Genomic DNA, 15,499 nt, shown 5'->3' on the forward strand with positions numbered 1-15,499 from the left:
GGTTAGTCATTCCTACAACTGTTCTGCCTTTTACTATTTATCTTTTTTAGCAGCTATAAAAGCTCCGTCCTTATCGAAATAAACATAGTATTTGTCTGTACCAAAGGTAATAACCACTAAATAAGCCTGTGCTACATCGTTATTTAATGTAATGCTTCCTTTACTGAATACCCAGCCAACATATACTTTATTCAAATAATCTTTAATTACCTGCGGAAGGTCATTGGCAGATGCAATGCTCTTTTCTTCAATTTTAGGAACTGTTGGCAATTTCGGTTCTAAAACACTGATAAATTTACCACTTCCGTCAAAATTGAGGGTAGCAATTTTACCGTCTTTTGAAATAGCCACCGTATAAGAATCTGGCAAGGTATCTTTTAAAATAACAATCCCTTTCTCATACTTCCATCCCGAATAATTAGTACTAAGATAATCTTTAATTGCTTTTGGTAGCTCTGAATCCTTCAAAGTTTTAACTTCAAGCTTCGGCAATTTCAATTTTATTGCGTTCTTACTTTTCAACGTACCTGCACCATCAAAGGTTAATTCATACAACACATCGCCAATTTTAGCTGAAACAAAATAACTCTTCGTTCCATCAGCATTAGTTTTTACAAACGCCCTTTCAAATTCATAGCCGCTCAACTGACTTTGAATATTGGCTGGCAAATCTGTTAAACTCACTGAATACGTTTTAGGAGCATTTTTCGGATCAGGCTTTTGACTTTTCGGTTCTGTGAAAGAAGCCACAAAAGTACCCGTAGCATCGAAGAGTAACGTAATTCTTTGGTCGTTGAAAACTATCAAAATTTTGTACGCATCCTTACCGTTGGCATCTTTTCCTACTGCTACTTTTTCAAGCTTATAACCTTTGTAATTCGTTTCAAGATATACCTTGATGGCATCTATCAAAGCAGCTTTAGTAGTATCTGCCTTGACGGTATAGGTGCTCAAAATTTTGCCATTAGCCGAAACTGTAGCTTCGTGGGCAACACCATTTACTGAAAAATCGCAACCATATACTTTATTTGAATCTATCGTTGTTACTAAAAGTTCTGTGGCCGTTGGGTAACCTTGTTTAATTACTGCCGAAACCTTGGCCACTGCTGCCGCATTGGTTGTTGTTTGGCTTTGGCTCTGTTGATCAAGATTTATGTTTTCTTTACAGCTCGTTAAAATGCCCGTCAATGCGAATGCAAAGACAAAAAGGATTTTTTTCATAATTTCACACAAATTTGGATTACACTTTGATTGAAAAGTTAAAACTGTTTCCCCTGATTTTTTGATCAGGAAAGTCAAGGGAAGATTTGAGATGCATTTCAAACAGATAGACAACCCAACCCAATAAAAGGGTTGCATGAACCAAAAATAATTTGCAAAAGAAGGGAAAGAAAAAGCTGTTTGTCAAATACTTAGTTTGCTCTTAATAGTAGGACGTTTAAATTTCTTCCAGCCTATAAAAGCCAGTATCAATAATACTACAACTCCCAACACATACCACATAGTATGAGATGAATTTAAAGCGGAGGCATCGCCCACCAATACGGCTCCTGCCCAAAAAGTAGGTAATTGGTTTTCGCCTGTTTGACTTTGCAAGAAGGCTATCTTAGCTTTTTGAAGGGCTACGTCTTTGGTAAGACCTTCAGACAAGTATTGATAAAATAATTCATTTAAGGAATAGGTGGCTCTGTTTTCCACACTCCAAAGCGTTGTTAAAGTAGCAGGAATGCCTAATGTGGCAAAACCTCTGGATAAGCTCAGAATGCCTTCGCCCGTGGCATTTCTCCCTACTGCCGTTTTACACGCCGATAATACCAATAATTGCGTTTTAAATCTGTTCAAAACCCCCAATTCTGATAGTTTTAGGACAGAATCGGCAAAGTAAATCATCGGTTCTTGGTCGCTATCATCTGCTTGGGCATGGGTGTATAAATGCACAATCTGATAGTTATGGGCATTATTAAAGAATGTTTTTTTATCAGCGCTTTGATTGATAAAGGTTTTCCCGAAATAGAAAAAGTCGGCTACTTTTGATAATGACTTATCCGAATCAGTCAGTTCTGTCTGATTCAAGTTTTTCTGATAAGCTACAGGCGCCATTCCAAAGAATTTCTTTGTCAGGGAGAAGCTTTCGTTGCTGATATTTTTCAATAAAAATTGTACCGAATAGGTATAGCTAATCGCATAGTCTTTCAGTAAATATTCAGATTTCCTTGAAGACTTACTCATGGCTTCAAAAGGTAAAAAATATCCATCTTGTGCGATGATTACCCTACCTTTGGGGACATCTAGTTTCGCAAAAAGTTGTTGATACAATTGATTTCCTACTTTCAAAAAGCCAGAGAAATCAGCATTGGCTTGTTGATTATCGGCACAGTATTTCAAAAATGCTTTTGAATTTTCTTCATAATTTACCAACGAAATTTTCTGTAAATAAGCTTGGTCTGGCAATACTTTCATGGCATAAATAGCCTCGTTGCCTACAAAATATTCTACTAAGCAAATGTCTTCCTTCGTAAACTGTGCAGGTTTTTTAAGGTATTTTTGCACATCCGCTAAGCAAGCCGTCGTGGTATCGTATTTATACTGATAGTAAGTTGGGTTTTTAAGCTCAAGGCTTTTAATAAAAGCTGCTTGCTCTTCCTGAGCTTCTAATAACTGGTTTTGTAAGGTTGTATTTTTAGCATTGTTGCTATTTTGTCCTACCAATTTAGTGTTATACTCCGTGATTTTTTGTTGTAGCGATTTCTCTTTTTGTAAATCTTCGGGCGAAAGTTGTTGCTTAGCACTTAGTTCATTCAGTCGGTCATTTAGCAAGACGGCTTTACTTTTCTCGAAAAAATAAAATGCTTTTTCGTAGTTCTTTAATAGGTAACAGGTTTCAATAGCCTGTTCATAAAGGTGATGGGTTTTGTTTCGCCAATAAAGCTTCGATTCCGTTCCCGAGTGTTCAAAACGCATTAAGTCTACCAACTGATCGGCTACGATGTAGGTTTTCAAGGCATTTCTTAAATAATCTTTTCGCTGGGTGGCTTTGTGATATTCCAGCCAAGTATCTGCTTTATCTTGCAGGGTAGTTAATAAATAAGATTTAAAGTCGGCCGCTTGTAATGATTTGATAGAAGGAATATCTGCTAGTTGTCTCGATTTAAAGCCGATTGGTGCTATTTCAAAGGCTTTTTGATAATATTCAAACGCTTTTGGATAATCTTTTTTCTTCCAATACACCGCCGCAATATCATCGTAGATGATTACTTTCATGTAGGCGTTATCCATCGTTTGCAAGGCCATCAAATAGTTTTGTAGGGCTTGGTCGTAGTCTTGCAAATACTGATAATAGGTAAACCCAATGTCTAAAAAATTCAAAGAGTAACTATAGGTATTGTTACTAAGCTTGTAAAGTTGTTGGCTTTTCCGATAAGATGAGATGGCTTCCTTGTAATGTTGTTGAGCCGTATATAATTGCCCTGCCCAATAATAGGCATAGGGTAAATAACCAAGGGGGTCTTTTTCTTCTAATAATTGTATTACTTCTTTCAGGTTATCACTCGCCTTATCGATTTGTGACATCATCGTGAGTGTCTTTACTTTTTCAATCAAACTAAAGGCTAATCCTTCATGATTTTTGGTTTGTTTGCCAAAGCTAATGCCTAAATCTACGCTACTGATGGCCTTTTCAAAATCGCCCATTTTACTGAAAATATTAGCTTTTTGGGCATAGGCTTTTGAGAGATAGTTGGTTTTTTCGAGATTAGTTTTGGCAATAGCAATACACTTATCTAGCTCATCTAACGATACCTGATAATGCCCTAGCTGGTTTTCATAGCGAGCTAAATAGAAATAATTAACTTCTAAGCTAAAATGGTTAACATTGCCTCTGCCAGATTGATTGATTTGAATGGCTTTTTTGGTATAGATGATGGCATTATCATAATCTTTATCGTTCGCATAACAATCAGCAATATTTTTAAGAATTGACGTATAAACCGAATCTTGGCCAAAACATTTTGCGCTCTTTTTTAACAACAATAAATAGCTTTTTTTTTGTTGAGCAGGCGCTAGTTTTGAGATTTTTTGAAGGGCATTAATGGTTTCATTGCGTGAAGGACAATCCGCCTTCGACAAGTAGGATAAGAATAAAATTATAAGGGATAAAATAGCTTTTCTGAACACCAAAGTAATATTTTTAGGTTTTAAAGAGATAATAGGGGATTAAATTAATACTTAAAACCAAGAAAATAATCATTTCAAAAAACTAATTTTCACTTAAAAAAATAAACCCTAGTCCAATTTTCAAGACTAGGGTTTACTATTTATCAACAAGCCTGATAAGCGAAAAATAATCAACTTTAATGAAGTATTATTAAAACAATACTCCTTACAAAGTCATTGCTACAGACCTACTTCTTATCATTTATTTTGACAAGTATAAATTACGTTCTCCGTAAACTTTGCGGAAGAAGTCATCTTTTAATGAATCGATGAAGTAAATTGCTTCACCCGTCGATTTCATTTCTGGTCCTAATTCCATGTTTACATTCGGGAATTTATTGAACGAGAACACTGGAATTTTGATTGCATATCCTTTCTTCACTGGATTGAAAGTAAAGTCTTTTACCTTCGCCCCTAGCATTACTTTAGTAGCATAATTTACATAAGGTTCTTGGTAAGCCTTGCAAATAAATGGTACCGTACGTGATGCACGAGGGTTAGCTTCGATGATATACACTACTTCGTCTTTAATCGCAAACTGGATGTTCAATAAGCCTACTGTACGAAGTGCCACCGCGATTTTCTTGGTATGTTCTTCTATCTGGCGAATCACGTTTGGCGATAAATCGAATGGAGGTAATACTGAGTGTGAGTCACCTGAGTGAATACCCGCAGGCTCGATATGTTCCATGATTCCGATGATGTAAACATCTTCGCCGTCACAAATAGCATCTGCTTCTGCTTCGATAGCATTTTCTAAGAAGTGGTCAAGCAAGATTTTATTGCCCGGAATATCTCTTAGAATATCTACTACGTGTTGTTCTAGTTCCTGTTCGTTGATTACAATCTTCATCGACTGTCCACCCAATACATAAGAAGGGCGAACCAATAAAGGATAACCCAAAGAACGACCCAATTCTACGGCATTGTCTGCGTCTTCGCATACTCCGAATTTAGGGAAAGGAATATCGTTTTCTTGTAATAACGTAGAGAACGCTCCTCTATCTTCGGCTAAATCTAGGGCTTCAAACGAAGTACCGATGATTTTGATGCCGTGCTTAGTAAGTTTCTCTGCTAATTTCAAGGCAGTTTGTCCACCCAATTGTACGATTACGCCCTCAGGTTTTTCATGCTGAATGATTTCGTAAACGTGTTCCCAGAAAACTGGCTCGAAATATAGTTTATCAGCAATATCAAAGTCTGTCGAAACTGTCTCAGGGTTCGAATTAATCATGATGGCTTCATAACCTGCTTCTTTAGCGGCCAAGATTCCGTGTACACATGAATAATCAAATTCGATACCTTGACCGATACGGTTTGGACCAGAACCTAATACTACTACTTTTTTCTTATCTGTTTTTACTGACTCGTTATCTAAAGTCTCTGAACCTTGCGAGAAAGTTGAGTAGAAATAAGGTGTTTTGGCTTCAAATTCTGCCGCACAAGTATCTACACATTTATATACACGCTTGATACCTAAGCTATTTCTTTTCTCAAAAACTTCTGATTCTAAACAACGTAGAGAGTAAGCAATCTGACGGTCGGCAAACCCTTTGTGCTTCGCTTCTTCCAATAATTCTTTTGGAACTGAGCTTAACGTATATTTCTCTAACGTGTTTTCAACTCTTACTAAATCTTCAATTTGGTATAAGAACCACTTGTCGATTTTAGTTGTCTGCTGAATCGTTTTGAAAGAAATACCCATTTTGAAGGCATCATAGATATGGAATAGACGATTCCAAGATGGATTTGCCAAAGAGTGCATAATGGCATCTTGGTCAACCAATCCCTTACCATCTGCTCCTAAACCATTACGTTTGATTTCAAGTGATTGACAAGCCTTTTGAAGTGCCTCTTGGAAGTTACGTCCGATACCCATTGTTTCACCAACAGATTTCATTTGTAAGCCCAATGTTTTGTCTGCTCCCTTGAATTTGTCAAAGTTCCAACGTGGTACTTTTACTACTACATAGTCAAGTGCTGGCTCAAAGAAAGCCGACGTTGTACCTGTGATAGCATTTGTCAATTCATCCAAGTTGTAACCAATCGCCATTTTAGCAGCAATTTTCGCAATCGGATAACCCGTAGCTTTAGAAGCCAAGGCAGACGAACGAGATACACGTGGATTGATTTCGATAGCGATGATGTCGTCGTTTTCTGGATTTAAAGAAAACTGAACGTTACATCCACCCGCAAACTGACCGATAGCATTCATCATTTTGATAGCCATGTCACGCATTTTCTGATAGATTGTATCAGGTAATGTCATGGCTGGTGCTACCGTGATTGAGTCTCCCGTGTGAATACCCATTGGGTCGAAGTTCTCAATCGAACAAATGATGATTACGTTTCCTAAATTATCACGTAATAATTCTAACTCATATTCTTTCCAACCCATGATAGACTGTTCTACTAGTACTTCGTGTGTTGGCGATGCATGCAAGCCTTTGTTTAAGGCAGCATCAAAATCTTTTGGATTGTTTACGAAACCTCCACCTGTTCCGCCCAAAGTGAATGAAGGACGAATTACTAATGGAAAACCTGTTTCTTGTGCAATCTCTTTACCTTCCAAAAACGAACGAGCAGTGCGTCCTTTACAAACGCCTATACCAATTTCAATCATTTTCAGACGAAACTTCTCACGGTCTTCCGTTGTCTCGATTGCCTTGATATCAACACCAATAATGCGTACACCATATTTTTCCCAAACACCCGAAGCATCACAGTCGATGGCTAAGTTCAAAGCCGTCTGCCCTCCCATTGTTGGTAAAACAGCATCTATTAGCATGCCTTCAGCTTGGTGTTTTTCTAAGATTTCGATGATTGAATTCTTATCAAGGGGTTTTAGATAGACATAATCCGCATTAAGTGGATCAGTCATGATTGTAGCGGGATTGGAATTAATTAAAGCAACTTTGATACCTTCTTCTCGGAGTGAACGAGCTGCCTGCGAACCTGAGTAGTCGAACTCGCAAGCCTGACCGATGATAATTGGACCTGAACCGATAATCAAAACGGACTTGATGGATGAATCTTTTGGCACTTTTTGTATTAGTTTTTGAGTTGGATAGTTTTAATTTAAAGACATTCTTTAAGGTATTTACTTCCCAATGTTCTATGATAAGAACAATATCCAAGAATTAAAAAAATTAAAACCACTGATTTTGGAAAGCGATTTGGGTAATTTTTGAAGAGATACTTAACTCGGAGACTAGCATAATGGATAACTATTAACGAATAACCGATAACGTATCCCCAAAAATTGTACAAAGGTAATAGAAACCAACGAAAGTAAAAGGCTAAGATTTCAATTTAAGGATTAATTAAATTTATTCTTTCCTTAATTACATTTTCACAAATCGCTATTATTGGATTTATCCAAGACGCTCTACTTTAAAAATTTATATTATATACTTAAAATATGATATTAATCTAATAAACTTTATCTTTGCCTCATGAAGTGCATTTTAATAAACATATTTTTTCAAATGAAAATCACATTCTTACTTTTCATAAATTTTTTATTGGTTTTAAATTTTGACGGCCTTTCCCAAAAAAAGGTAGAAATATTATTAATTGGGACTTCGCATAACTACGAACTTAACGTAACCAATGATTTTGATTATGTAAAAGAGGCGGTTAGAAACTTCAAACCTGATATTTTTTGTACAGAATACCTGTCAAAAGACAATGAATCTCAATCTGTGATTGAGACATATTATGGCGAGCGCATGACTCAGAGAAGAGATTTACTACTCGCCAAAAAACCCATAGAAGAAAAAGATATTCCAGAAATCATTAAAAAAAGTTATAAAACCTTAAAGGCAAATCCCGATTCTAAACAAGCTAGAGTAGATTTAGCCCATGCTTTGTACCTCAATGAAGATTTAGGCAATGCCCATTATCAGATTTATCAATTGATGAAAGCTGATTTAAACAAAGAAGAAAGTGACTATTTGAGCAATACATTCGATGTGAAAGATTCTCTTATCAAATATACCTGTCGTAAAAATAACGAATATACTAACCTTGTTTTTCCTTTGGCTGATGAATTGAACATCCAAAAACTATATGGTTTCGATTGCCAGCGCTTTGACCCTCTTTGGAATGTAGCTTGGGAAAAATCAGATAGCCTTTATACAGCGTTTGAAGATAAATTAAAAGCAGATACCAACGATTTAAACAGCAAGAAGTCGTTGAAAACAATAGATGCTTTTATGAAAGAATATTATGCAAGTCAAAAAAGACTAAGAGCAGCCTATCAAGAAGGAACGCAAATTCATTTTTTCAATACCAAAGAGTTTGATGACCTAGCGGAATGGGGAGATTTTTTAAGAGAAGATATTTATCAATTAGAAGGTTTTCCGTTGGAGGCTTACCAAGAAAAAAGAAAATACTGGCAACAACGGAATGAGCAAATGGTACAAAATACCCTAAAGGCCATCAAGCAAAGTAAAGCTAAGAAGGTAGTGGTTTTTGTAGGAGCTTCGCACAGAAGGCTACTTGCACAAATGTTTGAACGCAATCCTAACGTAAGCGTTAAGACAATCGACCAAGTTAATTAGTCATCTTTCATATTAAATTTTTCAAATAAGGCTTCTGTAGAACACAGAGGCCTTATTTTGTATTATTCCATGATTAACTATATTATATTTAATTTCATTTAAACTTTGAAACATTTTTTGTTAACCTCCTGTTTTTCAAATAATTCAATTCCAGTTATCTGAGCGAATTGAACAGGTTAATTTAAAGGAAGCCGATATTTTATCTTTCGTGTTTCCAATAAATTATCATTAAATTTGCAGCATATTCAAAGTATTAAGACTATTTTTCCTTCTAAAATGAAAATAAACTTTCAGTATCAAGAAAAATTTGAGAATCGCCACAACAATTCAAATGTTGCAGACCGTGAGGAAATGCTCGGCATTATTGGGGTTGATTCTATTGAAACACTCATCAATCAAACTGTTCCTGCTGCCATTCATTTATCTCGTCCCTTGAATCTTCCAAAGGCAAAGTCTGAAGCCAAATTTTTGAAAGATTTCAAGAAACTATCACAATTGAACGACACTTACAAGTCTCATATTGGGATGGGTTATTACGATACCAATACACCAGCCGTTATTTTAAGAAACATTCTTGAAAATCCGGGTTGGTATACAGCTTACACGCCCTACCAAGCAGAAATTGCCCAAGGTCGTTTAGAAATGTTGTTAAATTACCAAACCATGATTATTGATTTAACTGGAATGGAAATTGCCAATGCTTCTTTATTAGACGAAGGTACGGCTGCTGCGGAAGCGATGACGATGCTTCACGGACAAAGAAAAGCTGGAAAGAAAAATGCTGAAACCATCTTCGTTTCTGAACATTGTCATCCACAAACAATCGATGTACTGAAGACAAGGGCATTGCCATTGGGTATTAAATTATTAATTGGCGACCACCGCACTGTTGACTTAACCCAAGAAGACATCTATGCGATGGTATTGCAATACCCTGCCTCAGACGGACAAATATTTGATTATACAGATATTATTGCCTCGGCTCATGAACTAGGTATCAATGTAGTAGTGGCTTCTGATTTGCTAGCCCTTACTTTATTGAAATCACCAGGTGAGATGGGTGCTGATGTAGTAATTGGTACTTCACAAAGATTTGGTGTGCCTATGGGCTTTGGTGGTCCACATGCTGCCTTCTTTGCGACAAAAGAAGAATTCAAACGTCAGATTCCGGGTCGTATCATTGGTGTTTCTGTAGATGCTGAAGGAAATCGTGCATTGCGTATGGCTTTACAGACGCGTGAGCAACATATTCGTCGTGAGAAAGCTACTTCAAACATCTGTACCGCACAGGTATTATTATCAGTAATGGCTTCGGCTTATGCTATTTATCATGGTCCAGAAGGCTTGAAGGCTATTGCCGAAAGAGTACACGGTTTGACAAAATTAACAGCACTAGCGTTAGAAAGCCTAGGCTATGATATCGAAACAGATTCATATTTCGATACCATTAAAGTAAGAGTAGGCGAAAATGAAAAACGCTTGAAAATGGAAGCTGTAGCCAATGGCGTAAACTTCCGTTATTACGAAGACTATAATTATATCGGAATCTCTCTGGATGAAACTTGTACGGTAGAAGACGTAGAGACAATTGTTTATATTTTTGAAAAAATCGGCAGAAGAGAAGTAGAAGTTGCTACGCTGTTTGATAAAGTAGACTACGCATTCGATGAGTCGCTAAAACGTACTTCAACGTATTTAACACATCCAGTATTCAATAGTTATCATTCAGAACATGAAATGCTTCGTTATTTAAAAGCATTAGAAAACAAAGATTTATCAATGGTACATTCCATGATTGCTTTGGGTTCTTGTACGATGAAATTGAATGCTACTACCGAAATGATTCCTGTTACTTGGGCTGAATTTGGTAACGTGCATCCGTTTGCTCCGAAAAATCAAGTTGGTGGTTATACTCAAATGATTAATGAGTTGAACGATTGGCTTTGTGAAATCACAGGTTTCTCAGCGATGTCGTTCCAACCAAACTCTGGCGCACAAGGTGAATATGCTGGTTTGATGGTAATTCGTGCTTATCATGAATCTCGTGGTGATTTCAACAGAAACATTGCTTTGATTCCTTCTTCTGCACATGGTACCAACCCAGCGTCGGCAGTAATGGCGGGCATGAAGGTTGTCGTAACCAAATGTGATGAAAACGGAAATATCGACCTTACAGATTTAAGAGCTAAGGCTGAACAATATGCTGCAAACTTATCATGTTTGATGGTGACATACCCTTCAACACATGGCGTTTTTGAAGAATCTATCAAAGAGATTTGTGCGATGATTCATGAGTTTGGCGGACAAGTATATATGGACGGCGCTAATATGAATGCTCAGGTAGGCTTAACGTCGCCAGCTACGATTGGTGCTGATGTTTGCCACTTAAATCTTCATAAAACATTCTGTATTCCTCACGGTGGTGGTGGTCCAGGCATGGGGCCTATCGGTGTGGCGAAACAATTAGTACCTTTCTTACCAAGCCATGCTGTCGTAAAAGATACTGGTGGAGAATTAGGTATTACAGCGGTTTCTGCTGCTCAATTCGGTTCGGCATCTATCCTTACTATTCCTTATGCATACATTGCGTTGATGGGTGGCGACGGCTTGACGCGTGCTACTGAAACTGCCATCTTGAATGCTAACTATGTGAAAGCTCGTTTAGAGGGATATTATCCTGTACTTTATACAGGTTCGCAAGGACGTTGTGCCCACGAAATGATTTTGGATTGTCGCCCTTTCAAATTATCAGCAGGTGTGGAAGCAGAAGATATTGCTAAACGTTTGATGGATTATGGGTTCCATGCTCCTACGCTTTCATTCCCTGTAGCAGGTACATTGATGATAGAACCGACTGAATCAGAATCAAAAGCTGAATTAGATCGCTTCTGTGATGCCATGATTGCCATTCGTGAAGAAATTCGTGAAGTAGAAAATGGTCAGGCGGATAAAGCAAACAATGTATTGAAACACGCTCCACATACACAGTCGGTAGTATTATCAGAAACATGGGATAGACCATATACACGTGAGAAAGCAGTATTCCCACTTCCGTATGTGAAAGCTACTAAATTCTGGCCAGCAGTTTCAAGAATTGATTCAGCTTATGGCGACCGTAATTTGGTTTGTAGCTGTTTGCCTATCGAAGAATATGCACAGGCTTAAAGCTTGAATCGGATATAATAATAAAAAAGCCCTTTCTCTTTCAGAGAAGGGGCTTTTTTATGCTCAAAAATGCGATTAAATTCCATCATTATCACTAGCGAGGGACTTAAGTCCCTTCGCTAGTGATAATGATGGAAAAACTCACCGCAGTATCGTCAATGTACCATTATATTGAAAAATAGGATGGTCTGGATACAGGATAATTTTATAAATATAAGTGCCTTCATATAATTGATTTCCCGAGTTTGTTCCATCAAAAGGCGCATAATTTCCTTTTGAATAAAATACTACATTTCCCCATCTATCATAAACATATATTTCAGCATCAGGATAATTGTTGATACCAGATAATTCCCATTTATCGTTTTGACCATCTCCATTAGGAGAAAAAGCAGTTGGCACGTATACTTTGTCGTAAACTAGCACAGCGATAGAATCTTTGGCACTACACCCTCTGGGACTGGTTGCTAAAAGTGTATATCGAATACTCTGGTTGGGTGATGCAACAGGATTGGGAGCATTAGGATTATCAAGATAATTCCTTGGCGACCATGCATAGGTATAGTCTGAACCGATATAGCCCTTTAATGTTACGCTATTTCCTTTGGCTAAATATATATCATTGCCTAAATTCAATTTGGGCAATGCTTCAATATAAACTTCTTGGCTAAGCTCGCCATTTAAACAGCTCAATACTCCATTTATTTTATATTTAATAACGTGCTTACCAATACCTGCTTTTTTATAATCAAATACTGTAGCCGTTGTGTTATCAATCGTAAAAATACCTCCAGACGGAGAGCCTTTTAACGTAACAGGCTGATGTTCTGTTCCACAAACAGAAGCAACGGTTTCCATTGAAGTAGACGAGCTATTAAAAAAAGCTATTTTAACAGGTGCTGAAGTATCATTACAATCTAGTTCGTCGGTTACTTTTAGGGTATAATCTCCGTTAGTCCTTACTTGTATGTCTTTGTCGGTACTAATACTGCTTCCATTCAAAAACCAATTATAGTTAGTTAGTCCTGTTGGCCCTTTCAAGGTTACTAAATCTCCTTCACAAAATTCTGTCCTATTTGGGTCATTGGTAATAGTTGCCTTAGGGGCAGCAATGGTAACTGTAATTTTCTCAACAATTTCAGGGCAAGCTCCTGTATTGGGTACGGCATAAGAAACTTCATGTTTTCCTACACCTGCCACAGCAGGGCTAAAAGTACCTAATGTTTTATCTGTTACTCCTATTCCTCGATATTCTCCGCCAGCGGGCGAGCCTTGAAGATTGAAAGGAACAGTATTTAGCCCGCAAATAGTGGGTACTGTATTTAACTGAACGACAAGAGAGGAAAAATAACTTAATGTATAAGGCTGTGACTCAGTGGTACATCCATTCTGATCAGTAACATGGAGTTTATAGGTTCCCTTTTTTTTAGCTGTTATAAAAAGACCATCGTCTTTTAAAATAGTCCCTTCATATTCCCATTTATAAAAAGCTGTCAGTGACTGGTTGGCATCTAGCCTTACTTCATCGCCTTGACAAATCTGATTGACATTAGGCACAGGCGTGATGATTGACTGTGGTGCAGGTAATATAACTACATCTAATTGTTTAGAATACATTACCACACCGTTTACATCTATTACCTTTAGCCTATATGGCAAAGCTTCGTTGTGGCTAAGTGATGGATTATTGGCAAAAGGAACAGCAGACCAGCCATTATCACGAAGGATTTCCCAAGAGTAGAAAACGTAGTTAGGATTTGGGTCTATGTATACCCTAATTTGTCCCCCTGGACAAAGACCAGCCGCATCTTTTTTTAAATCAAAAGCATCGAGTACCTGCGATTTAGCCTGCTGTGAAAAACTCAGCAAGACTATCATGAAAGTAAAATAAATACGCAATGCTTTTTGAAGATGAAACACTCTGTTGATGATTTTTCTGTTTGGAGGTAATTTATACCTAATAACAAATTTGGCTATTCCTAAAAACGACTGGCAGTAATAAATATTATCAATCGTCTGACTTCTACCAGATTGAAAATTAAGTAATTAAATTGATTAATTACTCATTATCAGCTTTCGGATTCAAAATTAATCATCCTATAGAAAGAAAGCAACTTGAAAAATGAAGAGAAGGCGGTAACTTTGCTGATAGAAATAATCATTAAGCAATCATTCCATGTCTAATAACGATATTTTAAAAAAGCTAAGGGTAGCTCTTCAATTAAGAGATGACCAAATTGTAGATATTCTAAAATTGGTAGATTTCAACGTATCAAAAGCAGAAATTGGTGCTTTGTTCCGCAACGAAGACCACCCAAATTTTAAACCTTGTGGAGACCAGATTCTAAGAAACTTTTTGAATGGCTTAGTAATTCATTTAAGAGGTCCTAAAGAAGACAAAAAGCCATCGCCAGTAAAGTAATAGCTTATTAGTAAGTAATCTATGCACAACAAGCTATAAAACTGAATATCAACATCTTATACTGAAAGCTCAAAGCTTATTACTAACGTTTTGTTTGCCAATCTTGCTGTTGGCTTTTTGTCAGGAATGTCCAAGCAAGTATTCTGCTTACTTTTTGACCTTGTGCCATATCAATGGTTTTTACCTCTAAAGCCTTTACTTTTTTTAATAAAGCATATGCTTTTGGCAAGGTGGTTTTCTTGGAAATAAGCGAAGTAAACCATAAGCAATTATTAGCAAACATCGTACTTTCAGTTATCATATTTGCTACAAATGTTTCTTCGCCACCTTCGCACCAAAGTTCATTATTTTGTCCTCCAAAGTTAAGTACCTTATTATTACTTTTCCCTAAATTTTTCCATTTGCGCTCAGTGCCAGCTTTTGCCTTGGCTAACGAAGCATGAAAAGGAGGATTGCATAAAGTCAAATCAAAATATTCGTCTTGTTGGATAATTCCTTTAAAGATATTCGTAGCAGATGCCTGCCATCTGCATTCCACTGTATTTTTCAAAGAATCATTGGCTTCAATAATTGTCTTGACCGATTCTATGGCTTTCTTATCAATATCTGCTCCTACAAATTTCCAACCGTATTCATGGCTACCGATAATGGGATAGACACAGTTTGCACCCATGCCAATATCCAATATTTGTATCTTATTTCCTCTTGGTATATTTCCATTGTTGCCACTAGCCAGTAAATCTGCTAAATAATGAATATAGTCTGCCCGACCGGGGATAGGTGGACAAAGATAATTGCGTGGAATATCCCAATGGCTAATACCATAAAAATGCTTTAATAAAGCCTTATTAAGTACTTTCACGGCTTCTGGATTGGCAAAATCTATGCTTTCAACATCAAATTGATTGTGAAAAACAAATTTTGTTAGCTCGGGTAAACTAGCACTCAATGCCTTAAAATCATATCGAAAACGATGAGGATTTCGAGGATGTAAGCTAGATTTCTCGGAAATATTTTTTACAGAATCTTTAGTCAAGTTCTTTTAGTGATATTTTTAGTGATTGGTGATTAGTCAATAGTAATTAGGTGTTTGTCTTGTATGAAGGTCACTGATGGCATGACTTGAAGTCATGCC

General features: G+C 37.0%; 8 protein-coding genes. 3 read left to right on the plus strand and 5 right to left on the minus strand.

What is annotated here, in order from left to right:
• Positions 1 to 33: 33 nt before the first annotated feature.
• From AC07N0_RS00590 to carB, 3 genes are all read right to left on the minus strand, one after another.
• Positions 34 to 1,221, minus strand: coding sequence for a PepSY-like domain-containing protein (locus tag AC07N0_RS00590; protein ID WP_494587724.1), 1,188 nt, complete (start codon positions 1,219 to 1,221; stop codon positions 34 to 36).
• 183 nt (positions 1,222 to 1,404) lie between these two features.
• A complete protein-coding gene (locus AC07N0_RS00595; RefSeq protein WP_494587725.1) occupies positions 1,405 to 4,026 on the minus strand; it encodes a CHAT domain-containing protein in 2,622 nt (873 codons plus the stop codon).
• Between the two features lie 388 nt (positions 4,027 to 4,414).
• Entirely contained in the window at positions 4,415 to 7,255 is a 2,841-nt protein-coding gene (gene carB, locus AC07N0_RS00600; protein ID WP_494587726.1) for a carbamoyl-phosphate synthase large subunit, read from the minus strand.
• A 445-nt stretch (positions 7,256 to 7,700) separates the two neighbouring features.
• On the opposite strand from carB, the gene AC07N0_RS00605 reads away from it, so the two are divergent.
• Together AC07N0_RS00605 and gcvP are read left to right on the plus strand one after the other, a co-directional pair.
• Positions 7,701 to 8,777, plus strand: coding sequence for a DUF5694 domain-containing protein (locus AC07N0_RS00605; protein WP_494587727.1), 1,077 nt, complete (start codon positions 7,701 to 7,703; stop codon positions 8,775 to 8,777).
• 276 nt (positions 8,778 to 9,053) lie between these two features.
• Positions 9,054 to 11,942 carry an aminomethyl-transferring glycine dehydrogenase gene (gene gcvP / locus AC07N0_RS00610; RefSeq protein ID WP_494587728.1) on the plus strand — a complete coding sequence of 963 codons (2,889 nt, stop codon included), beginning with the start codon at positions 9,054 to 9,056 and terminating at the stop codon, positions 11,940 to 11,942.
• A 141-nt stretch (positions 11,943 to 12,083) separates the two neighbouring features.
• Here gcvP and AC07N0_RS00615 read toward each other — a convergent pair whose 3' ends face one another.
• Positions 12,084 to 13,862, minus strand: a complete 1,779-nt coding sequence (locus tag AC07N0_RS00615) for a T9SS type B sorting domain-containing protein (protein ID WP_494587729.1) — start codon at positions 13,860 to 13,862, stop codon at positions 12,084 to 12,086.
• Positions 13,863 to 14,118: 256 nt separating this feature from the next.
• On the opposite strand from AC07N0_RS00615, the gene AC07N0_RS00620 reads away from it, so the two are divergent.
• A complete protein-coding gene (locus tag AC07N0_RS00620; RefSeq protein ID WP_309914291.1) occupies positions 14,119 to 14,364 on the plus strand; it encodes a DUF1456 family protein in 246 nt (81 codons plus the stop codon).
• A gap of 82 nt (positions 14,365 to 14,446) precedes the next feature.
• Here AC07N0_RS00620 and rlmF read toward each other — a convergent pair whose 3' ends face one another.
• Entirely contained in the window at positions 14,447 to 15,400 is a 954-nt protein-coding gene (gene rlmF / locus AC07N0_RS00625; protein ID WP_494587731.1) for a 23S rRNA (adenine(1618)-N(6))-methyltransferase RlmF, read from the minus strand.
• Positions 15,401 to 15,499 lie beyond the last annotated feature (99 nt).

The organism is Arcicella sp. GW821-FHT09D11, assembly GCF_059416265.1.